This window comes from Rhizobium sp. PRIMUS64, from assembly GCF_023006465.1.
Taxonomy (GTDB): Bacteria; Pseudomonadota; Alphaproteobacteria; order Rhizobiales; family Rhizobiaceae; genus Rhizobium; species Rhizobium leguminosarum.
Map to the genome: position 1 here is coordinate 1 of NZ_JALBGX010000103.1, position 23,675 is coordinate 23,675.

A 23,675-nucleotide genomic window follows, 5' to 3' on the forward strand; every position below is an offset into this window, starting at 1 on the left:
CGATCGATCCCCGGTTGGACGCGCTGCGTCGCGAAATGCGCCGCGAGGAGCCGGTCTTTCCCAGGCCGGCACCGGCGACGGATCAGCCTGCGATCTCCCGCCGCGAGCCCGGCACGTCGCTGCGCGAAAGCATTTTGAAAAAACCGCTGAGCAGCCTTTACAACAAGGAATAAGCCTTCCACTCGCTCTCCAGTGCGATCAGAGGCTCGATGGCCTCGAGCACACGCTGCCGATCCATCGGTCCGAGCGGCAAGAGAGGGCCTGGGAGCTCGGCCTTGGCGAGTGAGAGAAGGTCGATCAGCGTATAGATCACGCGAAGGCTTCCGAACGCCTTGAACGTTTGCCAGAGCGGCTGGAGAAGACCATCGAGCCGACGCACTTCGCCGTCCTCGCCTGCAATCGCGGCCTTGGTCAGGGCAAAAGCGATGCGCGGAAGCAAGCCGCCGATGACGCTGTACCAGGCGTCGGCACCTGAAAGCAGTGCTTCGCCAGCGCCCCAGTCGCCGCTATAGCCGATCGCAAGCTTGCTCCTCTCACGCAATGCCGCCAGTTCGCCTGCGAAATCGCCGTCAACTGGCAGAGGCATCTTCACCGCCCTGATCGTCTCGATGTCCGACAGGCGCTGCAGAAGATCCCGGCTGAAGGTGAAGTGGGTCGTGCCGGGATTGTTGTAAATACAAAGCGGCAGCTTCGCCGCCTCCGTGACGGCAACGAAATGCTGATAGGCCTCCTCCTGAGTAAGCGGCGTGTAGGACACCGGCGCAAGCAGAAGCGCATCTGCACCAGCGGCCTCCGCATCCCTCGCCAGGGCCTGGGCGTGGTCTGTCCTCAGAGCACCGACACCGACGACGATCGGAACACGACCGCGCACGCACTCGACGGCGGCCTCGACGGCTCGCCGTCGCTCCTCGCGTGTGAGAAAGGCGTAGATCCCGGTGCTGCCAAGAAGGCCTATCGAAGCGACGCCGGCATCACACAAGCGTTCCAGCAGGCGGCAGAGGGCATCCGTGTCGACCCGGCCATCCCTATCGGCGGGCGTTGGCGGAAAGGCCGAAAGACCATGAAACGGAGAAGCGACAGACATGATGCGATCCTGAAAATCCGGTCAATGTGAGAACAGCAGGCGCGATCCGGCGCCCGCGAAGAAGACGGCGAGACTTCCCTCGAACCACCGCCGCGCACGGGCGTAGCCGCGCACCATCGGTGCCGTCGAGAAGAGCACGGCATAGCCGGTAAATATCGAGATCCCGAGCAGCACGCAGCCGCCGAAAGCTGTGACGGCCATCTCCGGTGAAGCGCCGGGCTTGAGGCCGAGAGACATGATCGCGACCCAGGCCAGAACCGCCTTCGGATTGCCGAGATGCATCAGAATACCACGACGATAGAGCGCGCCGAGTTGCGCGGCAGGTTGGACGGCCTCGCTTGCCGGCCTATCCGGGGTGGCTGCCGAGCGGGCCGCCCTCCAGGCGAGCCAGAGGAGGTAAAGCCCGCCTGCGACTTTGAGGAACAGCAGCGCATGGGCATAGCGGACCAGGAGTGTGGAAATGCCGGTGACAGCGACCAGCCCCCAGCATGTCGACATCGTTATAACCCCGGCAGCAAGGGCGAGCGCCGGTCGACGCCCTTGCCGCATCGCCACGTTCATGATGGCCATGTTGCTTGGTCCGGGACTGCCTGCAGCGATTGCGTAGGCGATGTAGACGACGAGAAGATCCTGCATTTGCGTTTTTCCAGAAGTTTGCGCCCGCGCACGGCACGACCGCGAAGACGAAGAATGCGCCATCGGGAAGCCGACGATCTGCTTCCTTTTCTTCGAAAATTGGTTCACCATGAAGCGCCATTTTTGAAGAATCTCTATGGACCATTTTGCGATGTCCAAACGGCGCAGCACTATCGAAATCCCATCGCTCAACGCAATCGACCGAACGGACAATGTCGGTCGCCAGCTTGCGCAGGCCCTGCGGAACGCAATCGCCTGCAGTGATCTGAGGCCAGGCGAACGCCTTCCTTCGACGCGTAGCCTTGCAGCTTCGCTGAAGATCGCGCGCGGCACTGTCGTCGAGGTGTTCGATCAGTTGACCGCCGAAGGCTATCTCGAAGCGCGGGTCGGAGCCGGAACCCGTGTTGCCGCTGATCTGATTGACACCACGCCGGCGCCCCCGCCTGCACCGGCGGTGCCGTCTGCCGTGGATGCCGTCGATCTGCCTTCCCAGGCTGCTCGGCTGATCGCCATCGCCCGTGCGCTCACCCCGCACCCGCCCGTTCCCTTTGCCATCGCCGTCCCGGCTTCCGGCATTGCGCCCGACGACAACTGGCGCCGTCTCGGCAACCGCGTGCGCGCGTCGAGACAGGCCGCACCCTCGGGTTACCACGACCCGATGGGTCTGCTCGAACTCAGGCTTGCCATTGCCGACCACGTCCGCCGTGCGCGGGCCGTTCATTGCGAGCCGGAACAGGTCATCGTCACATCAGGCACTCAGCAAGGTCTCTATATGGCGGGGCGGGTCCTTCTCTCGCGTGACGATCCGGTATGGGCCGAGGACCCGGCCTATCCCGGCCTGACGGCAGTGCTCGACGATCTCGGCGTCCGGACGCACCGCCTGCCGGTCGATGCACAGGGAATGAACGTGGAACGCGGCCTCGAGCTATGTCCCCAGGCGCGCGCCGCATTCGTGACCCCTTCGCACCAATATCCGATCGGCATGCCGCTCAGCATGGCCCGACGCAATGCCCTGATAGCCTGGGCCGACCAAAATCGTGCCTGGATCGTCGAGGACGACTACGACAGCGAGCTGCGTTATGCCGGACACCCATTTCCCTCAATGCAGGGATTGCGTCCGTCACGCGTCATCTATCTCGGCACGTTCAGCAAGGTGCTCTTTCCCTCCTTGCGCCTCGGCTACGTCATCGCCCCTCCTCCACTCGCAGAAGCCTTTGCCGGCGCCCGTGCCATTCTCGACCGGCATTCGCCGATCGCCGAACAGCACGTTCTGGCGGCCTACATGCGGGAAGGCTATTTCGAAGCGCATATCCGGCGCATCCGTGGCCTCTATGCCGAACGCCGCGCTGTTCTGCTCTCGGCGCTCGAGCGGGCCTTGCCGGAGGGGTGCTGCGTCCAGCAGAGCGACCAGGGCATGCATATTCTTCTATGGCTGCCCGAGGAGGTCGATGACGTGCAACTCGCAGCCCGTGCCCTGTCGGCCGGCCTTGCCGTGCGCGCGATCTCCCCGATGTATTCCGCGCGGCCGGCACGCCCCGGCCTGATGCTGGGCTTCGGCGGATTTCTGGCGGACCAGCTACAGGCGGCGGTTGGCGAACTCGTCGAACTGTTGAGCCAGCAGATGTCTCAAGCGGGAGGCCCGCAACAAACTGAAACCTAAACTGTCAGCCGTTCCCAGCTATCGTCCATCTGGTTGCGGAACCATGTCATTTGCCGCTTGGCATATTGCCGCGTCGCCGCAGCCCCCTTCTCCAGCACCTCGTCGCGCGTCATCTCACCCCTGACCATCGCCGTAATCTGCGACACGCCGATTGCCTTCATCACAGGCGCCTCGGCCGGCAGGTCGAGCGCAAGCAGCCCCCTTACTTCGTCTTCCGCGCCTTGCTGCAGCATCTTTTCGAAACGCCCGTTGATGCGCTGATGCAGCACCGCCCTATCCGGCAGCACGACGATCTTGCGGGCCTGGGCGGCGTCGATGATCACCAGTCCCGACTGGCCCTGGAAATCGGCGATCGACCGCCCCGTCGACTTCATCACCTCCAGCGCCCGCACGATCCGCTGCCCGTCCTGGCGGTTGAGGCTTGCCGCCATGGCGGGATCGGCCACCGCGAGTTCGGCATAGAGCCCGTCCGGGCCCTCCTCCAGCAGCCGCGACCTGAGTGCCTTCCGCAGGGCCTCCGGTATCTCGGGCATATCTGAGAGACCACCGGTCAACGCCTTGAAATAAAGCCCCGTGCCGCCGACGAAGACCGGCAGCCGCCCTGCGGCCCTGAGCGTCGGCAGCAATGCCGAGACATCCCGTAGCCAGCCGCCTGTGGAATAGGCCGCACCGGCCGGCACGTGGCCGTAGAGATGATGCGGCACGCCCTGCATCTCCTCTTCCGACGGGCGCGCGGTCAGCACCCGCAGCGTGTCGTAGACCTGCATGCTGTCGGCGTTGACGACCACGCCATCATGGCGCTTGGCCAATTCGACGGCGAGCGCGGACTTGCCGCTGGCGGTCGGCCCGGTTATCAGGATCGCGTTCACTGTGCTCAGAAGGTTTTCCATCATGGCCCTCGTTGCCACGCTTGTTGCCAATCCGTCAAATCCCGTGCTGACAGCCGAAATCGCCGAGCAGGCGGCCGAGGCCGTGAACGCTTCCGGTCTCTACTGGCTGGCCGATGGCGTTGCCTGCGACATCGCGCTGCGCGACGGCACCGATGCGCAAGCGGCCGAGGCCAATATCCTTGCCGTCATATCAAACGCACCGATCGATCTCGTCATCCAGGAGCAGGAAACCCGCCGCAAGAAGCTGCTGATCGCCGACATGGATTCGACGATGATCGGCCAGGAATGCATCGATGAACTCGCTGCCGAAGTCGGCCTGAAAGAGAAGGTCGCGACCATTACCGCCCGCGCCATGAACGGCGAGATCGCCTTCGAGCCTGCCCTGCGTGAGCGTGTCGCGCTGCTGAAGGGCCTGCCGATATCGGTCGTCGACGAGGTGATCGCCAAGCGCATCACGCTCACCCCGGGCGGCCCGGAACTGCTTGCCACCATGAAGTCGAAAGGCCATTACACCGCGCTTGTCTCCGGCGGCTTCACCGTCTTCACCAGCCGCATCGCCGCCACTCTCGGCTTCGACGAGAACCGCGCCAACACACTGCTCGAAGACGGCGGCATTCTCTCCGGCTTCGTCGCCGAACCAATCCTCGGCAAGCAGGCGAAGGTCGATGCGCTGAACGAGATTTCGGCTCGCCTCGGCATTTCGCCGGAAGAAGCGATCGCCGTTGGTGACGGCGCCAACGATCTCGGCATGTTGCACCTTGCAGGCTCCGGCGTCGCCCTCCACGCCAAGCCGGCAGTCGCTGCCGAAGCGCAGATGCGCATCAACCACGGCGACCTGACCGCACTGCTCTACATCCAGGGCTACCGGAAGACGGATTTCGTGACGGTATGAGCGCGATACCAGCGACATTCCCAATCGGGGCTGATCGCTGGTGGCTCGTACGGAAGGCAACCTCCGTAAACCCGCCAAATAGCCTGTCACCTCCGGACGTTAGGCCACCGATTCCGTTTCGAAAGCCCCCCGGCACACCCTTCTCCACCCTCATTCCTGTGCTCGTCACAGGAAACCAGCCACCGCGCGTCTGCGCGGTGAGTGACTTACGTCAGGAGAGAAGAGTTTTCTGCGCCCAAGGACTTAGGCGCACTGGATTCCTATGACAAGCAGAGGAATGAGGGAGAGTTGGAGAGTACGGCGGCTAATTCACTACCGCCGTAGCTCCCTTATTCCATCGGCACCGCCACGAACCGCAGATCGCCATTCGCCGATGCGATCATCAGCTGGGCGTTGCGGCGGCCCTCCTGTTTCAGCGCCTGCACCTTGGCGGCGACCGCATCCGGCGACTTCATGAACTCCTGCGCCACCTCGACGATCACGTCGCCGGGCTTCAACCCCTTTTCGGCGGAGGCGGAGCCGGGCGTCACCTCTGTGACGACGACGCCGTCGACGCTCTCGGCGATCCCGAAGGCCTTGCGCGTCTCGGCGCTCAACAGCGACAGCGACAGCCCGAGCAAGTTCTTCGGCGTTGCAGCATCCGGCGACACCTGGCCCTTATGCTGGTCGGGTGTATCAGGTGCGGGTTGGGCCTGATCGCCGGTATCCGGCTGGTCCATGTCGTTGTTCTCGCCGGGGTCCGGGGTGATCACGCCGTCATCCTGCGAACCATCAGGCGCCGCATCATCGGATGCAGCCGCCTGATCGCTGTCCTCAAGCCGGCCAAGCTTCACCTTGACGGTCTGCTCCTTGCCGTCGCGCAGCACCACCACATCGACTTCCTTGCCGACTGTGCTTTCCGCCACGACACGCGGCAGGTCGCGCATTTCGCTGACGGTCTTGCCGTCGAATTTCAAAATGACGTCACCCGCCTTGATCGAGCCGTCGTCGACTGGGCCACCCTTGATGACGCCGGCGACCAGCGCGCCCTTTGCAGTGTCGAGCCCGAGGCTGTCGGCGATATCGTCAGTCACCGGCTGGATGCGCACGCCGAGCCAGCCGCGCCGCGTCTCGCCATATTCGCGCAACTGGTCGACAACGCCGGAGGCAAGCTCCGACGGCACCGAGAAACCGATGCCGATCGAGCCACCGCTCGGCGAAATGATCGCCGTGTTAATGCCGATCACTTCACCCTTCATGTTGAAGAGCGGGCCGCCGGAATTGCCCTTGTTGATCGCCGCATCCGTCTGGATGAAGTTGTCGTAGGGGCCGGCATTGATGTTGCGGCCGCGCCCGGAAATGATGCCGACCGTCACCGAACCGCCGAAGCCGAACGGATTGCCGATCGCCATCACCCAGTCGCCGATGCGCATCTTGCTGGAATCGCCGAATTTCACGGACTTCAGCGGTGCCTTCGGCTCGACCTTCAGCACCGAAAGATCGGTCTTCGTATCGGTGCCGATCAGCTTCGCCTTGAGCTTCGAACCGTTGGCGAAATTGATCTCGATGTCGTCGGCGCCCTCGATCACGTGGTTATTGGTGACGATATAGCCGGCCGGATCGATAACGAAGCCGGAGCCGAGCGAGCTGACATTGTGGTTGCCGCCCTTGTTGCCCTGCTGCTTGTTGAAGAAATCGTTGAAGAATTCCTGGAAAGGCGAGCCGTCGGGGGCGCGCGGCGCCGGGCCTGCACCCTCGTCGTCCTTCACATTCTGCGAGGTCGAGATGTTGACCACCGCGTCGAGCAGCCCCTCGGCAAGATCGGCGACCGAAGCCGGGCCGTTATTCGGCACGACGGCCTGGCTCGCGGCGGCCTGCTGCGGTGCGGCGGGTACGGGAGGCGTAGGAGCGGGAGCAGCTGTTCCCGGTGCAGCCGCGGCCGGCGGTGTGGGTGCGGGAGCAGCCGGCTCAGGAGTAACCGGAGCGGGCGTCACAACCCCGGGTGCTGTCGTCTCAGGCGCGGTTTGGGCGTAGGCGACCCCGTTCATGCCGGCATGCGCAAGAATTGCAGCGCTGGCCATAAGCGCGAGCGTTCGTCTGAAGGGCGAGCGAATCGTGGGGGCCATCAAGCTTCCTCATAAGGGGTCATGCGCACATTGAGCACCAGCATAAGGCGGAATGATGGAGGGCGAAATCACCTTTTCGCGAAATCCCCGTGCAATGTGACGTGGCCTCGCAAAAGCCCAACTATCGCGACCATTCCACGAAAAAAGGGCCGGCACTCGGGCCGGCCCTTCCTATCGGGGTATCCCCTGCTTCAATTCGTCGGCTGGGCAGGTGCCCCAGGCGCTGCCGGAGCCGGCACTGCCGGGCTTGCTGGCGACGGCTGCAGGGTGCCGGCGGCATTGTCGAAATAGCGGAAGAATTCCGAATTCGGCGACAGCACCAGCGTCGTGTCCTGCGATGAGAGAGCGGAGGAATAGGCCGCCATCGAGCGATAGAACTCGAAGAAGGCTGGATCCTTGCTGAAGACTTCGGCGAATACGCGGTTGCGTTCCGCATCGCCCTGGCCTCGAAGGATTTCCGCATCACGCTGGGCGCCCGCGGTGAGCTCGACAACCTGACGGTCGGCGATGGCGCGCCGCCTTTGGCCTTCCTCATTGCCCTCGGCACGGATGCGCTCCGCCTCGGCAAGGCGTTCCGAACGCATGGCATTATAGGTGTTCGGCGCAACCTCCGGCGAAAGGTCGGTGCGGCGGATGCGAACGTCGTCTATATGCAGGCCGAGATTTTCGGCATCCGTGCGCAGATCGTCGCGAATCTCCAGCATCATTGCGACACGCTCTTCCGAGAGCGCGGCATTGTAGTCACGCAGACCGTAGACGCGGCGAAGCGATGAATCGAGCTGCGCCCTCAACCGCGCTTCTGCGGCTTCGCGATCGCCCGATACTGTTTCGCGGAAACGGCGAACATCCGAGATGTTATAGATCACGAAGGCATCGACGTCGAAGGTCTGGCCGTCCTGGACCTGAACGCGGATATTGTCGAGATCGAGCCTCAGCGCCTGCTTTTCGACCAGCTGAACGCGGTCGGCATCCATGAAGCCGAAAGGCAGCTTGAAATAAATCCCAGGCTCGGTCTTGACCGACTGGATCTGGCCGAAGCGGACGACGATGGCCTGCTCACGTGCATTCACCACGAAGATGGACGAATAAAGCCCGACCAGCACAATGGCGAGGATGAGGAGAATGATGGGAAGTCTGTTCGATGTCATGACTCAACCTCCCTGTTGCGCCGGTTTGCCGAGCTCATTGAGCGGCAGATAGGGCAGGACGCCCTGCTTTTCGTCGATGATGACCTTCCGGGAGTTCTTCAGCACCTGCTCCATCGTTTCGAGGTACAACCGCTTGCGGGTCACATCGGGCGCCTTGGAATATTCGTCGTTGATCGCCGTGAACCGCTGCGCTTCACCTTCCGCCTCCTTCACGACACGGTCCTTGTAGGCGGCTGAATCTTCGCGGATTCTGGCCGCATCGCCTCGCGCCTGGCCGAGCTTTTGGTTCGTGTAGCGATTGGCCTCTTCGATCGTGCTATCGCGGTCACGGCCGGCACGCTGCACTTCTTCGAAAGCATCGGCGACTTCCCGCGGCGGCGCCACGTTCTGGATCGTCACGCCGGTCACGGTCACGCCCGCGCCATAGCGGTTCATCGTGTCCTGCAGGATATTGAGCACATCCACTTCGATCGGCTGGCGATTACTGCGGAAGGCGTCCTGCGCCGGACGCCGGCCAACGATTTCACGCATGGCACTGTCGGAAACCTGCTGCAGCGTCTCTGCCGGATTTTCGACGTTGAAGAGATAGGCCTTGGGATCGCTGACGGTGTAGAAGACAGCGAACTGCACGTTGATGACGCTCTTGTCGCTGGACAGCATCAGGCCGTTCGAAGACGATGCCGAAGTCGCCCCGATGTTCAATTGCTGCACGGTCACCTTGACCGTCTCCACGGTCTCCATCGGCCACAGGTGGAAATGCAGGCCCGGCATGGAAATCTCGGCCTTCGGCTTGCCGAACCGCAGTTCGACGCCGCGTTCGTCCGGCTGCACGACATAGATGCACTGGATCAGCCAGAAGACGGCGACGATCGCCACGACGATCACCGCCACGCCGCCGTTGAAGCCGCCGGGAATGATGTTGCGCAGTTGGTCCTGGCCGCGCCGGATGATATCTTCCAGATCAGGCGGTCCGCCCTTGCCGCCGCCACCGCGCGGCCGGTTCGGCCCCTGTCCCCATGGTCCCTGATTATTACCGCCGCCGCCGCCCCAAGGGCCGCCGCCGCCATTCTGATTGCTCCAGGGCATCAAAACCTCGTTGTTCGTTAAGTCTCCACGCATCCGAAACCGTGGGGGCTGACCGGCGGACGCGTTGGTGACCGTTATAGGTATCGCCGCATCGGCTTTCAACGCAGCGTGAGAAACTTGGTCAATTTAATTGGAAAATAGTTCATTTTCAGGCGTGACGGCGTTCGTAGACGATGAAACGCGTGGGATAGCTGTCCTTTTCGCCGGCCGGAACCGCGATCGCCTCCCCCGCCTGCCAGGTGTCGGGATCGATCACGGGAAACGACGCGTCTCCATCGAGATCAGCCTCGACATGCGTGATGCACATCCGGTCGGCAAGGCCGATCGCCTGGGCATAGACCTGCCCGCCGCCCAGAATACAGATTTCGTCGACGCCGGTTTCGAGCGCCAGCCTTTCGGCCGCCGTCATCGCCTCCGGCAGCGTATGGGCCATGGAGACATCAGGATGGTCTATCGCCGCCTGCCGCGAGATGACGACGTTCGGCCGTCCCGGCAGCGGCTTGCCGATCGAATCGTAGGTCTTGCGGCCCATCACCACAGGCTTGCCCAATGTCAGCGCCTTGAAGCGCTTGAGGTCGCTCGAAAGCCGCCACGGCATGTCGCCGTCGCGGCCGATAATGCCGTTGCGGGCAACGGCGGCGATAATGGTCCTGCGGATGTCGGCCATGGAATATCCTGGATCAGACGGCGATCGGCGCCTTGATGCTGGCATCGGCCTCGTAGCCGATCAGCTCGAAATCGTCGAAGGTGAAGCCGAAAATGTCCTTCACCTCAGGATTGATGCTCATGAACGGCAGCGGCTTCGGCCGGCGTGCAAGCTGCAGTTTCGCCTGGTCGAAATGGTTGTGATAGAGATGGGTGTCGCCGAGCGTGTGGACGAAATCGCCAGGCTTCAATCCGGTCACCTGAGCCACCATCATCGTCAGCAGCGCATAGGAAGCGATATTGAACGGCACGCCGAGGAAGATATCGGCCGAGCGCTGGTAGAGCTGGCAGGAAAGCTTGCCATCAGCCACATAGAACTGGAACAGGCAATGGCAGGGCGGCAGCGCCATTTCGTCCACTTCGGCCGGATTCCAGGCCGAGACGATGTGGCGGCGCGAATTCGGATTGTTGACGATGCCTTTGACGAGATTGGCGATCTGGTCGATATGGCCGCCATCGGGCGCTGGCCAAGAGCGCCACTGGGCGCCGTAAACAGGCCCGAGATCGCCGTTTTCATCGGCCCATTCGTCCCAGATCGAAACGCCATTCTCCTTGAGATAGCGGATATTCGTCTCGCCCTTCAGGAACCAGAGAAGCTCGTGGATGATCGAGCGTAGATGCAGCTTCTTCGTGGTGAGGACGGGGAAGCCCTCTTCCAGGTCGAAGCGCATCTGGTAACCGAAGACTGAGCGTGTGCCGGTGCCGGTGCGGTCGCCCCGGTCGGAGCCCTTTTCCATCACATGATTCAAGAGATCGAGATATTGCTTCATGTCGCGCTGATTCCGTTTCGGCTAATTTAAGCCTTCAGAACCGGGAAACCAATCACCGCCGGGCATTTTCCCAATGTTTCTGATAGGTCGCATAACGCTTTTATGACGTTTGCCCTTTCCTTGGGCTGAGGAAACCACTATATCACCCATGCCGGCTTTCGGGCCGGCTATGGCGATAAATGAGCGGTGTAATAAACCTATTGGACCCGGGGGCGGTACCCGGCGCCTCCACCAAAAACCGGCGGTCTCGAAGGCCGGCTTTTGATGGGGGCGAAACAGGATCGACAAGGGTGTAAAGATCGTCTTTTTGCTCGGCATTGTACCGCCGTTATCGGGCTAAAATTGTAGTTGCAAACGACAACTATGCGGAAGCTCGTCTCGCTGCTTAATCGCGGTGTGACACTTCAATCAAAGTCCTAGTGGTTCGCACCTCTAGGCGGGGTCCGAAGGCACCTGGCAACAGAAGCCTTCACCTTCTCCCTGCCGCCGAAATCATGTATGCTGCTTAAAAACGTGACTCGGCTCCGGTCTTTCCCAAGGCGCCCGGACGTGGCATACAACCTTGTGAAAAGACTCCGAACCGACGAAAGACAGGAAAAGCATGGGGCAGGATCATATCCGCTACGACATTCTGGCACAGGATGCACTTCGCGGCGTCATCCGCAAGGTATTGGCGGAAGTCGCAGCCACGGGCCGCCTGCCCGGTGATCATCACTTCTTCATCACCTTCCTCACGGGCGCGACCGGGGTGCGCATCTCCCAGCATCTGAAGTCGAAATACCCCGAGCAGATGACCATCGTCATCCAGCACCAGTTCTGGGACATGAAGATCACCGAAACGCATTTTGAGATCGGCCTTTCCTTCTCCGACGTTCCGGAAAAGCTGGTCATCCCATTCAATGCGATCCGCGGCTTCTACGATCCCTCCGTCAACTTCGAGCTCGAATTCGACGTGCCTCTCGCCGATGGCGAGGAATTGCCGTCCGGTGAAATCACCGCCTATCCGGTGGATGCGGCTGGAAAGTCGGATGACGCTGCGGGCGCAAAACCCGTCGATGGCGAAGAGAAGAAACCGGGCTCCGTCGTCTCACTCGACTCCTTCCGCAAGAAACAGTGATTTGAAGGGAGGCCAAGCCTCCCTTTTTCATAGGGAATTCAGGCAAACGCATGAGCGCCGAAATCATCAATCTGCGCCAGTTCCGCAAGAAGCAGGCTCGCTCCGAAAAGGAGAAGCAGGCCGAACAGAACCGTATTTCCTTCGGCCGCGTCAAGGCCGAAAAGCAACTGACCCGCAGCCTGAACGACAAGGCCGACAAGACCCATCGCGACGGCCGGATCGAGACTGATGACGACGGCGCGTGAGGGTTTCACGCAAAGCTTGAAAGCTGGAATGGATTCTGCGATCAGCCACTTGCGCGGTTTCCTTGAATCGATCTGCCAACCCACGCATGATTTGACAAAACGTCCTGAGCGCGTCCTCGCGGACGCTCGGCGCTATAACCGGGATGTGAAGGCGCTCCATGATCCGCAAGCATTCGGCGACATTGCACGGCCATCGCACCAGTTTTTCGCTTGAAGATGAGTTCTGGGCCGAGCTGAAGATGATTGCCGCGGGCCGTTCGATACCGCTCGCCGCCCTGATCTCCAAAATCGACGACCACCGCCCGCCGGACAGCAACCTGTCCTCGGCGCTGCGCTTGCATGTGCTTTCCTGGCTGAAGGCTGAGGGCGACCGCCAGCCGTGACCCGGGCCTGATGCACGCTGCACAAAACCGTGGGGCGATTTTGGGCGAAAAATCAATGAAAACAGAGATCTGATACGCCTTGCATGAATCAAATTCTATGCAATCTCACTGCGCCTGAACGCCCGGCAACTGGTCAAAATTGAGCGGACCCGGCTGTGCTTGCCCGCTGCGCCGTGCCGCTTCCGCCTCGGCGGCAGCCCTCGCTTGCGCATCCGCCTTCGCTTTGGCTTCCGCCGCGCGTGCAGCCTCTGCCTCGGCAGCAGCCTTCACAGCGGCTGCTTGCTGCGCCAGTGCACGCAGCCGCTCTTCCTCCGCCCGCCGTTGTTGCTCGATCTCGGCCGCCTTGATGCGCTCGGCGTCGTTGAACCGATAGAGCGCCACCTCGCGGCGCAGCCGCTGTTTTTCGAGCACGATCGCCTGCAGCCGTTCGACCCGCCGGCGCTCGCGCTCGAAAGCGCGCAGCGACAGATAGCTGGTGATATCGGTCACATCCATCGTCTTGCCGGGTGATGGCAGCATGCCGGAAAAATTCAGCCTGAGCGCCGGCTCCGCACCAGAAAGCGCTTCGGTGCCCGGATTGAACCCGACACCCAGCGTCGCGCTGACCCGCTCTTCCGGCAGCGCGATCTGCGCATCGGCGGTGATGCGGGCGAGATCGTTGGCGACGGTGACATTCTGCACCCTCAGCGTCCCGTCGGTGATGTTGAAGGGGACGCCGAGCGGCGGCAGCTTCGCCTCGCCGTTGCTGAGCAGCGTTTCGATGATCGGATGCACCTTGCCGGCATTGATCTGCTCCTGCATCGTATCGGTCGCGGCAAGCAGCGGCGGAAGGATGGCAAGATTCAGCCCGCGTATGCTGGTATCGCCGAGCTTCAGTTCGCCCGAACCATTGAGCGAGCTGGCGATCTCGCCGATCGTCTTGCCCGAGGCCTCCATCGACAGCGACAATCCGAACTTGCCGTTGGCGATCGGCGCGCCGTCGCGCAGCCAGACGACGCCGGAAAGATCGGAATCGGCAAGCGCAAGCTTCGTCTGCAGGAAGCCGGTGCCGTTGGCATTGGTGAAGAGCAGGTTGCCGGAAAGCTTTCCACCGTCCCAGTTGCCGGCCATGTCGTTGAGCTGCAACTCGTCGCCCTTGTAGGCGACGTTGCTGGTGAAGTCCGACACCGCTGTATCCGGCAGGCCCGGCCAGAACTGCTTGGCCGTCAGCTTCACGTTGACGTCGAGATCCTTGAAGATGGGCAGCCCCAGCGGCGCCGTCGTCAGCTGACCGTTGGCGGGATCGACGATCTGGCCGAACACCGCCTCGCCGAGCCAGCCGGCATCGGCCTTGGAGAGCGTCAGTCCGCCGCTCGCGGTCGTCTTCGCAGCCTTCCGGTCAAAGGTCAGCGCACCTGAAAATTCGTTGTCGGCCGCATGCCCCTTGAGATCCGAAAAGACGATCTTGTCGCTGTCGACGGCGGCATTGACCTGCAGGCCGAGCGGCAACCCGGTTCCGGTCTGCGGCAGGGCGATGCCGTTCATGATGAGATAGGGGTCGATATCGGCACTATCCAGCGAAAGCCCGATCTGGCCGTTCATGAAGGTCTCCGGCCGAACATCGACCTTGCCGTTGGCGGTGAACGAGGTCCGGTCGGTCGCAAAGCTCAGGGCCGCATCGGCGGGATCATTGCCCGATGCCTTCACCTTCAGCGTCAGGCGGCCATTGGCCCCGACATCGACCGGCAGCGGGTCGAGCCCGGCCTGGCCGAACAGGATGGACGGCACCGCGTTTTCGAGCGTTGCCTCAAGGCTCGTCGTGCCATTGCCGGTCAGCGCCAAGAGGTCGGACATGCGGTAGTCGAGATTGACGCGGCTGCCGTTCGAGACACCGGCAAGTGTCACCGTCAGCGCGTTGCCCTCGTCGCCGCCGAGCGTCAGCGCTCCGCGAAGCGCCGTATTGCCGTACCACCCGGCATTGCGCACCAGCCGGTCGAGCACCGGGTGATGCGGCAGGTGCTCGCGCAGCATGGTAAAGAAGCCGCCGGGATCGGCCGATTTGAAGGTGATTTCACCCGCGCCCTTGTAGTCGAGCAATGAGCCTTCTGCCCTGCCCGTCGCCGTCAGCTCGGCGCCTGCGATATCCTTGATCGACAGCCGGTCGACGGCAAGCGCGCCATCGGCGATCGTAAAGGTGGTCTCGACATTGTCGGCACTGACGCCGAAGGCGGTGAACTTGTCGGCCTTAAGCTGGGCGGCGATCTTGTGGTCGAGCACGTTGTCGCCGGCATCCTGGCCGGTCATGAGCCCGCTCAGCGCCTGCAGCGCGTCGAGATCGAGCGTATCGCCGTTCAGCGCCACCGACAGCGTCGGCGTCTGGCCGGAAATCGCCTGGCGCTCCAGCCGGCCCTTCAGCGTCGCCGGTCCGATGGCAATCTCGAGATTTTCGAAACGCTGCAATTCATGCGTCAGGCTGACATTGGCGGAAAAGCCCGCCTGCCGCAGTTGCCGGATGGCCGGATCGACCGAGCCGGCAAGCCAGGAGGCAAGCCCGGTCGGCTGGCTGGAAGCCACCACGATCTGGCCGTTGAACGAGGCCTCACCCTGAAGCAAGAGCTTGCCCTTGCCTTCCACCTGCGTGCGCCCCGGCAGCGTGCCGGTGGCGCTGTCGATCATCCAGCCGGTGCCGGCCGGCTCGAGCTCCAACTGCACGTCACGCAACGTCGTATCACCGGCGACGATCGCCGGCAGCTTGACGCTCGCCTTGCCCGGCACCTGCGGGATCGGCACCTGCCCGACGATATCGATCAGCGAATTCAGCCGTTGGCGCGCCGAAACAGCCGCATCGCGCGTCGTCTTGCCGGCAGTGCCCTGATTGCCGATACGGTTGACATCGATCTGTTGCCCGTCGGCGGTCAGCAGGAATTCCGGTGCATTGCCGGTATCGAGCGTCGCCTCGCCGGTTATGACATAGGGATCGTCGGTCGGGCCGATCTCCATCCGGTATTCGGGAATGCGGATGCGTTCATTGGTGAGCTCGAAGCGGCCCTTGACGCGCGGCGGCTGCTCTTTTTTGTTGGCGGGCTTGGCGCTGTTGCGGATCTCGATCGCCGCCGAAAGCTGGCCCTGATAATTCGGCTTACTGTCGACGAGCTTCAGCTCGCCGTCGAGATCGACGCTGACAGGGTGCTTGTCCGGCGAAAGCCTCGTGCGCATGCGCAGCACGCCCTTGTCGTCCGGCTGGCTGCTCGAGATCGAGAAGCCGCCGTGCTCGCCGTCAAGCGCAGCGTCGCCCTCGATGCGCCAGGGGCCGGCCAGCGACTTTGCCGACATTTCCGCATTGAGTCCGGTGATGCGACGCGAGCGGCCCGACTGGTCGTCGATGAATTCGACCTCGCCGCCACTGACATGCACGTTTTCGAGAACGACGGTCCTTGCCGGTATTTCCGCGCGGCTGCCGCGCATCCAGTCGAGCGTGCCGTCCTTGAGCAGTCTCAAGCGCACCTTCGGATTGACGATGCGCATGTCGAAGATCAGCGCTTCGCCCGACAGGAAAGGTGCGAGCTCCGCATCCATGGAAAACTGCTCGACCTTGACGATCGGCGTGCCGTCCGCTTCCTGGCCGACGCGCACATCATGCAGGGTCACCGATGGAAACGGCAGCAGGCGCGCATCTACCGTACCGTAGACGGTGACTTTCTTACCGATAATGCGGCTTGCCTGATCCTCGAAATTCTTGCGGAAATCCGTCCAGTCGATGAACAGCGGCGCAAGCAGCGCCACAAACAGCACTACGACGATCACTCCCCCCAGAAAGACGAGGAACCGGCCTACCAATGCAAAGCGTCTCCATTTGGGATTCTGTTGCCGACACTAGAGCATGATGCCGAAAAGTGTGAGCGGTTTTCGGACGACATCATGCTCTAACTCTTTATTTGAGAACAGGATTCAGATTTCAGGTTGAGCTGGCCCAACATCATCCTGTTCTAGCGCTATTCATGCCGGGGGCAAGGCCCAAGTTCATGAGAATATTCCGTTTTCAGCCATGGTGGAAAATCTTGCCAGGATTGAAGATATCGTCTGGATCGAGCGCCTGTTTCACCTGTCGCATCAGATCCACCGCGCCGCCGAGCTCCTGTTCCAGAAACGCCATCTTGCCTTGCCCGATCCCGTGTTCGCCGGTGCATGTCCCGTCCAGGTCGAGCGCTCGCTGGTTGAGCCGCTGCACGAAGCTCTCAGCCCTGGCGATGTCTTCGGCACTTTTGTCGTCGAACAACAGCAGCACATGGAAGTTCCCGTCGCCGGCATGGCCGACAATCGGCCCCAACAGCCCGTGCTCCTCGATATCCGCCTGCGTTTCGGAAACACAATCGGCGAGCCTCGATATCGGAACACAAACATCGGTCGAAAGTGCGGCAAGCCCAGGCGCCAGCGCCCTTGCGGCCCAATAGGCGTCGTGGCGCGCCTTCCAGAGCTTCGTCCGTTCCTCGGCATTGGCCGTCCACAGGAATTCGCCGCCGCCACATTCCGCCGCGATCTCGGCAAAGGCTGCCGATTGCAACGGTACCGTCTCGTCGGTGCCGTGAAATTCGAGGAACAGTGTCGGGCTTTCGGCGTAGGAGAGCTTGGAATAGGCGTTGCAGGCCCGCATCTGTACCGTGTCGAGCAGCTCGATGCGCGCCACCGGAATGCCCATCTGGATCGTCATGATGACGGCATCGCAAGCGGCCTTGATACTCGGAAAGGCACAGGCCCCTCCGGCGATCTTCTGCGGAATCGCCTGCAAGCGTAGCGTTACCGAGGTCAGGATGCCGAGCGTGCCCTCGGCGCCGACGAAGAGCCGCGTCAGGTCGTAGCCGGCGGAAGATTTGCGGGCGCGCCGGGCCGTGCGGATCTCCTCGCCATTGGCGGTGACCGCGGTGACGGCAAGCACGTTGTCCTTCATCGTTCCGTAGCGCACGGCATTGGTGCCGGAGGCCCGCGTCGAGGCCATGCCGCCGATCGACGCGTTGGCGCCGGGATCGATCGGGAAGAACAGGCCGGTATCGCGCAGGTGGATGTTCAGCGCCTCGCGTGTCACACCCGGCTCGACGGTACAGTCGAGATCTTCCGGATTGACCTCGAGCACCCGGTTCATGCGGCTGAAATCGATCGAAATACCGCCATTGGCGGCATTGACCTGACCCTCCAGCGAGGTGCCGACACCGAAGCCGATCACCGGCACCTTGTGGGTCGCACACGCCCTGACCGCCACCTTCACGTCCTCGGCGCTCTCGGCGAAGAGCACACCGTCCGGCAGCTGCGGCGGGATATAAGTGGTCGTATGGGCATGTTGTTCGCGGAAGGAATGGCCGGTCTGAAAACGCTCGCCGAAGCTCTGCTTGAGAATACCAAGCACCGCGGCAATTCCGGCCTCGTTGCGTGTGCCCGCCTTCGCGTCCTTCAGCGCCATCCCTTTGATCTCCCTGCCATTCCGCAGAAACCATATCGTGTTCCGCAGGTCAGGCTGGGTATGCGGCAAGTCAAAGCGGCTGTCCAGTTAAGATTGGCAGAAGATTTCATTCCTACTTTGTTATAGGCCGGTTGCTATAGCCAAGTCCGCAGTCCCCGCACCTCAGACAATCGGCGGATTGAGCCGCGCAAAACCCGCCTGCCTGCGATAGGGAAAATAGGGATAGGGCGCCGTGACAGTGCTTATGGCGTCGAGCCTTTCGATCTGCTCCCTCGACAGGCTCCAGCCGACCGCGTCGAGGTTCTGCCGGAGCTGTTCCTCGTTGCGGGCGCCGATGATGACGCTCGATACCGTCGGCCGGTTAAGCAGCCAGTTGATGGCGATCTGCGGCACCGTCCGGCCGGTTTCTAATGCGATCGTGTCCAGCACCTCGACGATGCCGAATAGATTCTCGTCGTCGACAGGCGGGCCGTATTGCGCCGTCTCGTGCAGCCGGCTTGCCTTGGGCAGCGGCTGGCCGCGGCGGATCTTGCCGGTTAACCGTCCCCAGGCAAGCGGGCTCCAGACGAGGGCTCCCACACCCTGGTCGGCGCCAAGCGGCATCAGCTCCCATTCGTAATCGCGTCCTGCCAGCGAATAATAGACCTGATGGGCGACATAACGCGGATAGCCGTGGCGCTCGGCGGCGGCGAGCGACTTCATCAGTTCCCAGCCGGCAAAATTGGAAACGCCGACATAGCGGATCTTGCCTGCGGCGACGAGCCCGTCGAGCGTCGACAGCACCTCCTCGACCGGCGTCGAGGCATCGAAGGCGTGAAGCTGCAAGAGGTCGATATAGTCGGTTCCGAGCCGGCGCAGCGCATCCTCGGTCGCGCGGATCAGCCGCGCCCGCGACGTTCCCCAGTCCTGCGGCCCCTCGCCCATCGGCAGTGCCGTCTTCGTCGAAATCAGCACAGTGTCGCGCCGGCCGCGGATCGCCTGGCCTAGCACCTCTTCGGAGGCGCCGGCCGAATAGACGTCCGCTGTGTCGAAGAGATTGACACCGGCTTCAAGGCAGATGTCGACGAGCCGCCGCGCCTCTTCCGCATCGGTATTGCCCCAAGCGCCGAACAGGGGGCCACTGCCGCCGAATGTGCCCGCGCCGAAGCTCAAGACCGGCACTCTGAGGCCGGAGGCGCCGAGATTTCTGTAGTCCATGGATCTGTCTCCTGTATTTCCTATGAGATAGACCTTGGCCGCTCGATGATATAGATTGCCTGAAAGCAAATCATCTGTGACTTGAATTCATCATGAGCCGTCAGGACATCAATCGCTCCGGCGAAATGGAAGTCTTCGTCAGCGTCGTCGAACGTGGCGGTTTTTCCGCCGCCGCTACGGCCCGGCGCATGACGCCGTCGGCTGTGAGCAAGCTCGTCGCCCGACTGGAAACACGCCTCGGCGCCCGCCTCGTCAACCGTACGACCCGCAGGCTGCAACTGACGCCGGAAGGCTGCGCCTTCTACGAGCGCAGCATCGCCATCCTTGCCGATATCGCCGAAGCTGAACGTCGGGCCTCGACTGGCGAACAGGCCTCGGGCCGCATCCGCATCAACACCAGCGGCTCCTTCGGCAACCATGTGCTGGCGCCGCTCGTGCCTGCCTTCATGGCGCTTCATCCGGTCGTGACGCTGGATATTTCCCATACCGACAGGATAGTCGACTTGATGGAAGAACGCGCCGATGTCGCGATCCGCGCCGGCCCGTTGAAGAATTCCAGCCTGATCGCCCGCAAGCTTGGCGCCACTAGCAAGATCATCGTCGCGTCGCCGGATTATCTATCGCGCCACGGCGAACCGCGCTCGGCTGCCGATCTCCGCCGCCATTGCCGCATCGGCTTTTCCTACGCCCGCGCCGTAGAGGGTTGGCCGCTGCGCGAGGACGGCGAAACGCTGATGATCCCGAGCACCCCCGGCGTGCAGGTGGGAGACGGCGAAGCCATGCGCCACCTCGCCTTATCAGGCGCCGGCCTTGCCCGCCTTGCCGCCTTCACCGTGCGCGCCGATATCGATGCCGGGCGCCTGGTGCCGGTGCTCGAAGAGGCCAATCCCGGCGATCTCGAGGAGTTCTACGCCCTCTATATGGGCCAGGGCGGGCTACTGCCGGCGCGTGTACGCGCCCTTCTTGATTTTCTCGCCGGCCATGTGCGTTTGTGACGGTACCCCGCCCAAAACCGCGCAGTGACTCAAGAGTGATACATACATAAAAACAATGAGTTAGCGCGGCAACATGAATCAAATTCGCATCTTAAGGCGCCGAGTAGCCAAATTTCGCAATTGACCGCTCGTCTTCCACCCGCCTATACCGGACCCGCGCCAGCCGGCTCTCGTAGCCGGCCTTTCTTCGTCATGCCGGAGCCCCTCCCATATTCAGCCTCAGGGCTTGGCGCCGGCCAGGAAAGACACGGGGATCATGTCACTCAGCGACGCAAGCCGCCTGCTGCGGGATGCCGGCCTGCCGAAATGGGCGCTGCTGCTCGCGCTTTCCTCAGCTCTTGTCGTCTTCCTCGAGCTCTTCGCCCTGCCGGCCTCGCTGCTGATCGGACCGATGGTCGCGGCAATCGCACTGGCGCTGACCGTCGGCAAGGGAAAGCTTCGCGTGCCATTCTGGCCGCTGCAGTTCGGCCAGGTCCTCGTCGGCCTGATGATGGCGCGCACCATCACCCCTGACATTCTCGGCACCATGGCGAAGGACGCGCCGCTCTTCCTGCTGTTCATCTTCTCGGTCATCGCCATCGCCACCGGCCTCGGCTGGCTGCTGACGCGCTGGCAGGTGCTGCCGGGAACGACGGCGGTCTGGGGCTCCTCGCCGGGCGGCGCCTCCGCCATGGTCATCATGTCGGAAGCCTATGGCGCCGATGGCCGTCTCGTCGCCTTCATGCAGTATCTGCGCGTCGTCTTCGTCGCCGTCGGCGCCTCGGTGATCTCGCGCCTGTGGGTGGCAGCCGACGGCGCCGAGCCGCCGCCGCTTGTCCTCTTTCCCGAGATTGACTGGCCGGCCTTTGCAACGACGATGGCTTTTGCGGCCTTTTGTGCCTATGGCGTTTGGCGCCTGCGCCTCCAGGGCGGCACGATCATTGTGCCGCTCTTTCTCGGCGCCTTGCTGCAGGGCATGGGCCTCCTGAAGATCGAGCTGCCGATGTGGCTGCTCGCCATCGCCTATGCGCTCGTCGGCTGGAGCATCGGCCTGCGTTTCACCCGCTCGATCCTCAAGCACGTGGCGCGCGCCCTTCCGAGGGTATCGGCCTGCATCGTGCTGCTGATGGCGCTCTGCGGCTGCATGGCGGTGGCGCTTCACGCCTTCGCCGGCATAGACCCGCTGACCGCCTATCTCGCCACCAGCCCCGGCGGCGCCGATTCCGTCGCTATCATCGCCGCCTCCAGCGATGTCGACGTGCCCTTCGTCATGGCGATGCAGACCGGTCGCTTCCTGGTGATCCTGATGATCGGCCCGATGCTCGCCCGTTTCATCGCGCGCCGTTCCGGCCTTGCGGAAAATCCCGCTTGATGCATATCGCACCAAAAGCGCGCAGCGGTTTTGGGATAACGACATGCATAAATCAAAGACTTAAAGCGCGTCGCATGAATCCGGATTGACGCGACGCGCTTTAGAGCGCGGCGCGGAGTTATGCGCGAGCGCTGCCCACTGACCGGGCGTCATGCCGTAGGCCTTCTTGAAATGGCGGTTGAGATGGCTCTGATCGGCAAAGCCGGTCGCCGCCGCCACATCGGAAATCTCTTCGCCCGTGCCGATCATCGCCCGCGCCCGCTGCAGCCGCCGCATCAAAAGGTAGCGATGCGGGCTGGTGGCAAAGGCCGCCCGGAAATGCCGCGACAGCGCGAAACGGTCGAGCCCCGTTACCGCTTCCAGCTCTAGGGAATGCACTGTCCTGCTCGCATGCGCCTCAAGATAATCTCGCGCCGCCTGCGCCTGCCGCCAGGCGACACCGCCGAGCGGCCGGCGCGGCATGCGCGCATGCCGTGACAGCCCGCCGGTCACCCGCGATACGAAATCGTCGACGAAAAGCTCGTCCAGTTCGCGGTCGAGTTCGCCGAGTGCTGCCAGCAGCACGCCCGCCAGCGCGGGATCGCCGATAACGGGTTCATCGACAAAAGGCAGGCCGACGCCATCGGCTTCCAGGCACTCAAGAAGCAGCGATGGCTCCAGATAGAGCATGCGGTACTGCAGCCCGTCCTCGGTCCCCGCCCCGCCGTCATGCTCCTCATCGGGATGCAGCACGATCACCTGCCCCGGCAGGCTGAAGCGCCGCTCGCCGCGATAGCGAAAGGTCTGAACCCCCTTCAGGGTCACGCCGAGTGCATAGGTATCGTGTCGGTGCGGCTCGAAGGCATTGCCTGAGAACTGCGCCGCGATGCGCTCGATGCCGGGAAAGGCCGGCGCAGCCAGGATGGCGTTGCCGGACGGTCCCGCGCACAAACGTTCAAGACCTTCGAAGACCTGCGGATGTAAATCCTGGTTCAACGCGCCCGATACTCCATAACCCGTAGTTAGGTGAAAGACCGTCCGATGTTTGATACCAAAATTGCCGTCGTCCTGCGAAACAATCTTGCCGGCTGGCAGAAGCTGAACGTTACCGCCTTCCTGATGACAGGCATCGCCGGCCGGCATCCGGAGATCATCGGCGAAGACTATAGGGACCGCGCTGGCAATCTCTACAATCCGCTATCGATCCAGCCGATCATCGTGCTCTCTGCCGACGAGGCGACGATGTCAGCCGTTCACCGCCGCGCGCTGGAGCGCGATATTGCCAGCTCGCTGTTCATCGAGGAGATGTTTGCGACCGGCCACGACGCAGCCAATCGCGCCGTCTTCGCCGAATTTGCTCCCGAAGACGCGAAGGTGGTCGGCATCGCGCTGCGCGCCGAAAAGAAGATCGTCGACAAGATCACCAAGGGTGCGACGATGCAGCATTAACAAAAACGGCCGGGCTGGGCCCGGCCGCTTCAAAGGTAGAAAATCCGGTTCAGCCCTGCGTGATCGGAGCGATCTGGATCTCGACGCGGCGGTTCTGCGCCCGGCCGGCCTCGCTCGCATTGGAGGCGACCGGCTGGGACGGGCCGAAACCGACGGCGGAGACGCGGCGCTGGTCGATGCCCTGGCCGCCGAGATAATCGGCAACCGACAGCGCACGGCGCTGCGACAGGTCCTGATTGTGCTGCAGGCTGCCGGTCGAATCCGTATGGCCATTGACGTCGATCAGCGTGCGGTTGAACTTGCGCAGCACGATCGCCACCGAATTCAGCGTCGGATAGAAGCCCGGCTTCACCGCGTCCTGGTCGACGTCGAAGGTGATGTTCGAGGGCATGTTGAGGATGATGTTGTCGCCGTTGCGTGTCACCGAAATGCCGGTGCCTTCGAGCTGCGCGCGAAGCTCGGATTCCTGCTGGTCCATGTAATTGCCGATCGCGCCGCCGGCGAGAGCGCCGACGCCTGCGCCGATCAACGCCGCATTGCGCTTGCCGTGGC

At 62.7% G+C, this 23,675-nt stretch carries 21 protein-coding genes and 1 other RNA gene; 9 read left to right on the forward strand and 13 right to left on the reverse strand.

What is annotated here, in order from left to right:
• Nucleotides 1–157: 157 nt before the first annotated feature.
• Together MOV76_RS29095 and MOV76_RS29100 are read right to left on the reverse strand one after the other, a co-directional pair.
• On the reverse strand, nucleotides 158–1,084 hold the full coding sequence (locus tag MOV76_RS29095) for a dihydrodipicolinate synthase family protein (protein ID WP_247265826.1): 927 nt from the start codon (nucleotides 1,082–1,084) through the stop codon (nucleotides 158–160).
• Between the two features lie 21 nt (nucleotides 1,085–1,105).
• Nucleotides 1,106–1,720, reverse strand: a complete 615-nt coding sequence (locus tag MOV76_RS29100; RefSeq protein WP_247265827.1) for a LysE family translocator — start codon at nucleotides 1,718–1,720, stop codon at nucleotides 1,106–1,108.
• Between the two features lie 151 nt (nucleotides 1,721–1,871).
• Here MOV76_RS29100 and MOV76_RS29105 point away from each other — a divergent pair, with 151 nt between their 5' ends.
• The gene (locus MOV76_RS29105; protein ID WP_182563543.1) at nucleotides 1,872–3,380 is read left to right on the forward strand and encodes a PLP-dependent aminotransferase family protein; all 1,509 of its coding nucleotides are present in this window, start codon (nucleotides 1,872–1,874) and stop codon (nucleotides 3,378–3,380) included.
• Here MOV76_RS29105 and miaA read toward each other — a convergent pair.
• Nucleotides 3,377–4,273, reverse strand: coding sequence for a tRNA (adenosine(37)-N6)-dimethylallyltransferase MiaA (gene miaA, locus MOV76_RS29110; protein WP_247265837.1), 897 nt, complete (start codon nucleotides 4,271–4,273; stop codon nucleotides 3,377–3,379). The two genes, MOV76_RS29105 and miaA, sit on opposite strands and share 4 nt — an antisense overlap.
• Between miaA and serB the strand changes: the two genes are divergently transcribed.
• Nucleotides 4,272–5,162 carry a phosphoserine phosphatase SerB gene (gene serB / locus MOV76_RS29115; RefSeq protein WP_247265828.1) on the forward strand — a complete coding sequence of 297 codons (891 nt, stop codon included), beginning with the start codon at nucleotides 4,272–4,274 and terminating at the stop codon, nucleotides 5,160–5,162. The two genes, miaA and serB, sit on opposite strands and share 2 nt — an antisense overlap.
• A gap of 329 nt (nucleotides 5,163–5,491) precedes the next feature.
• On the opposite strand, the gene MOV76_RS29120 is transcribed toward serB, so the two are convergent.
• From MOV76_RS29120 to MOV76_RS29140, 5 genes are all read right to left on the reverse strand, one after another.
• A complete protein-coding gene (locus tag MOV76_RS29120) occupies nucleotides 5,492–7,267 on the reverse strand; it encodes a Do family serine endopeptidase (protein ID WP_247265829.1) in 1,776 nt (591 codons plus the stop codon).
• Nucleotides 7,268–7,458: 191 nt separating this feature from the next.
• A complete protein-coding gene (gene hflC, locus MOV76_RS29125; protein ID WP_018242812.1) occupies nucleotides 7,459–8,415 on the reverse strand; it encodes a protease modulator HflC in 957 nt (318 codons plus the stop codon).
• Nucleotides 8,416–8,418: 3 nt separating this feature from the next.
• A complete protein-coding gene (gene hflK, locus MOV76_RS29130; protein ID WP_018242813.1) occupies nucleotides 8,419–9,501 on the reverse strand; it encodes an FtsH protease activity modulator HflK in 1,083 nt (360 codons plus the stop codon).
• Nucleotides 9,502–9,649: 148 nt separating this feature from the next.
• The gene (locus MOV76_RS29135; RefSeq protein WP_018446517.1) at nucleotides 9,650–10,168 is read right to left on the reverse strand and encodes a dihydrofolate reductase; all 519 of its coding nucleotides are present in this window, start codon (nucleotides 10,166–10,168) and stop codon (nucleotides 9,650–9,652) included.
• A 13-nt stretch (nucleotides 10,169–10,181) separates the two neighbouring features.
• Nucleotides 10,182–10,976 (reverse strand): thymidylate synthase, encoded by a 795-nt coding sequence (locus MOV76_RS29140; protein WP_028732814.1) that lies wholly within the window; start codon nucleotides 10,974–10,976, stop codon nucleotides 10,182–10,184.
• A 111-nt stretch (nucleotides 10,977–11,087) separates the two neighbouring features.
• On the opposite strand from MOV76_RS29140, the gene ssrA reads away from it, so the two are divergent.
• The 4 genes from ssrA (at nucleotide 11,088) to MOV76_RS29160 (ending at nucleotide 12,721) form a co-directional block, all read left to right on the forward strand.
• Nucleotides 11,088–11,450, forward strand: a transfer-messenger RNA (tmRNA) gene (ssrA, locus tag MOV76_RS29145).
• A 127-nt stretch (nucleotides 11,451–11,577) separates the two neighbouring features.
• Nucleotides 11,578–12,093 carry an SspB family protein gene (locus tag MOV76_RS29150; RefSeq protein WP_018446518.1) on the forward strand — a complete coding sequence of 172 codons (516 nt, stop codon included), beginning with the start codon at nucleotides 11,578–11,580 and terminating at the stop codon, nucleotides 12,091–12,093.
• A 50-nt stretch (nucleotides 12,094–12,143) separates the two neighbouring features.
• The gene (locus MOV76_RS29155; RefSeq protein ID WP_130717157.1) at nucleotides 12,144–12,338 is read left to right on the forward strand and encodes a DUF4169 family protein; all 195 of its coding nucleotides are present in this window, start codon (nucleotides 12,144–12,146) and stop codon (nucleotides 12,336–12,338) included.
• A gap of 158 nt (nucleotides 12,339–12,496) precedes the next feature.
• Complete coding sequence (locus MOV76_RS29160) at nucleotides 12,497–12,721, forward strand: ribbon-helix-helix domain-containing protein (RefSeq protein WP_247265830.1); 225 nt, start codon at nucleotides 12,497–12,499, stop codon at nucleotides 12,719–12,721.
• Between the two features lie 105 nt (nucleotides 12,722–12,826).
• Here the strand turns inward: MOV76_RS29160 and MOV76_RS29165 are convergent, their stop codons facing one another.
• The 3 genes from MOV76_RS29165 to MOV76_RS29175 all read right to left on the reverse strand — a co-directional run bounded on the left by MOV76_RS29165 (nucleotide 12,827) and on the right by MOV76_RS29175 (nucleotide 19,349).
• Nucleotides 12,827–16,537 carry an AsmA-like C-terminal region-containing protein gene (locus MOV76_RS29165; protein ID WP_247265831.1) on the reverse strand — a complete coding sequence of 1,237 codons (3,711 nt, stop codon included), beginning with the start codon at nucleotides 16,535–16,537 and terminating at the stop codon, nucleotides 12,827–12,829.
• A 202-nt stretch (nucleotides 16,538–16,739) separates the two neighbouring features.
• On the reverse strand, nucleotides 16,740–18,152 hold the full coding sequence (locus MOV76_RS29170) for an FAD-binding oxidoreductase (RefSeq protein ID WP_247265832.1): 1,413 nt from the start codon (nucleotides 18,150–18,152) through the stop codon (nucleotides 16,740–16,742).
• 162 nt (nucleotides 18,153–18,314) lie between these two features.
• Entirely contained in the window at nucleotides 18,315–19,349 is a 1,035-nt protein-coding gene (locus MOV76_RS29175; RefSeq protein ID WP_247265833.1) for an aldo/keto reductase, read from the reverse strand.
• Between the two features lie 92 nt (nucleotides 19,350–19,441).
• On the opposite strand from MOV76_RS29175, the gene MOV76_RS29180 reads away from it, so the two are divergent.
• Nucleotides 19,442–20,344, forward strand: a complete 903-nt coding sequence (locus tag MOV76_RS29180) for a LysR family transcriptional regulator (RefSeq protein WP_247265834.1) — start codon at nucleotides 19,442–19,444, stop codon at nucleotides 20,342–20,344.
• Nucleotides 20,345–20,600: 256 nt separating this feature from the next.
• Complete coding sequence (locus tag MOV76_RS29185; RefSeq protein WP_247265835.1) at nucleotides 20,601–21,695, forward strand: AbrB family transcriptional regulator; 1,095 nt, start codon at nucleotides 20,601–20,603, stop codon at nucleotides 21,693–21,695.
• A 60-nt stretch (nucleotides 21,696–21,755) separates the two neighbouring features.
• Here MOV76_RS29185 and MOV76_RS29190 read toward each other — a convergent pair whose 3' ends face one another.
• A complete protein-coding gene (locus MOV76_RS29190) occupies nucleotides 21,756–22,670 on the reverse strand; it encodes an AraC family transcriptional regulator (protein ID WP_018242824.1) in 915 nt (304 codons plus the stop codon).
• Nucleotides 22,671–22,715: 45 nt separating this feature from the next.
• On the opposite strand from MOV76_RS29190, the gene MOV76_RS29195 reads away from it, so the two are divergent.
• On the forward strand, nucleotides 22,716–23,123 hold the full coding sequence (locus MOV76_RS29195) for a DUF2000 family protein (RefSeq protein ID WP_018242825.1): 408 nt from the start codon (nucleotides 22,716–22,718) through the stop codon (nucleotides 23,121–23,123).
• A gap of 49 nt (nucleotides 23,124–23,172) precedes the next feature.
• Here the strand turns inward: MOV76_RS29195 and MOV76_RS29200 are convergent.
• Nucleotides 23,173–23,675, reverse strand: a 503-nt coding sequence (locus MOV76_RS29200; RefSeq protein ID WP_247265836.1) for an OmpA family protein, incomplete at its 5' end; no start/stop codon positions are given.